Below are 529 nucleotides of genomic sequence, written 5' to 3'. Positions count from 1 at the left end.
GTAAGCGCCAAGCTGACCCCATCTGGCGCGGCTTGAGGTGATGAGCGAGACATACTGACACTGAAGCAAGGAGCCGAGGAGCTTGCAGTGTCAATTTCTATGTCTGCGCCTATGCCTGATGATAGAAGTTTCCATGTTCTTGAAGCGGTTGCCAACCGACTGGAGGCAAGCCCGCAGCGTCCGCGGCGGCGCTGGTCGGCGGAAGCGAAGTCGCGGCTGATCGAGGCGACACTGAAGCCGGGCGCGAATGTATCGGCCATTGCCAGACAAGCGGGGATGGCGCCGGCCCAGCTGTTCGGCTGGCGGAGCAAGGCGATCAAGAGCGGTGCGGTCACGCCACACAGGGATGCGGAGCGGCTCGGCTTTGTCGAGGTCACGCCGACAGCGTCTGCGTCGGTGGAGATCGAGCTGGGTGGCGTGGTCATTCGCGCCGGTGCCGATATCAATGAGGAGCAGCTGGTGCGGATTATCCGGGCGGTTCGCCAGGCATGATCCCGGCTGGCGTGAAGGTGTTGGTCGCCAGTCATCC

At 62.9% G+C, this 529-nt stretch carries 1 protein-coding gene; it reads left to right on the top strand.

Annotated elements, in window-relative coordinates; translation table 11 throughout:
• The first annotated feature begins 111 nt into the window (after positions 1–111).
• Positions 112–492: a transposase gene (locus NKH49_RS34875; protein ID WP_245274633.1), complete on the top strand. Its 381-nt coding sequence runs from the start codon at positions 112–114 to the stop codon at positions 490–492.
• The last annotated feature ends 37 nt before the right edge of the window (positions 493–529 follow it).

The sequence above is a fragment of the Mesorhizobium sp. M1088 genome, from assembly GCF_040318575.1.
Classification (GTDB): domain Bacteria; phylum Pseudomonadota; class Alphaproteobacteria; order Rhizobiales; family Rhizobiaceae; genus Mesorhizobium.
The sequence above is the reverse complement of the archived record's forward strand: the minus strand, read 5'-3'. Positions and strand labels throughout refer to the sequence as shown.

Excerpts from the sequence above, each read along its gene's own strand:
- NKH49_RS34875 (WP_245274633.1), top strand. The coding sequence starts at position 112 with ATGCCTGATGATAGAAGTTTCCATGTTCTTGAAGCGGTTGCCAACCGA.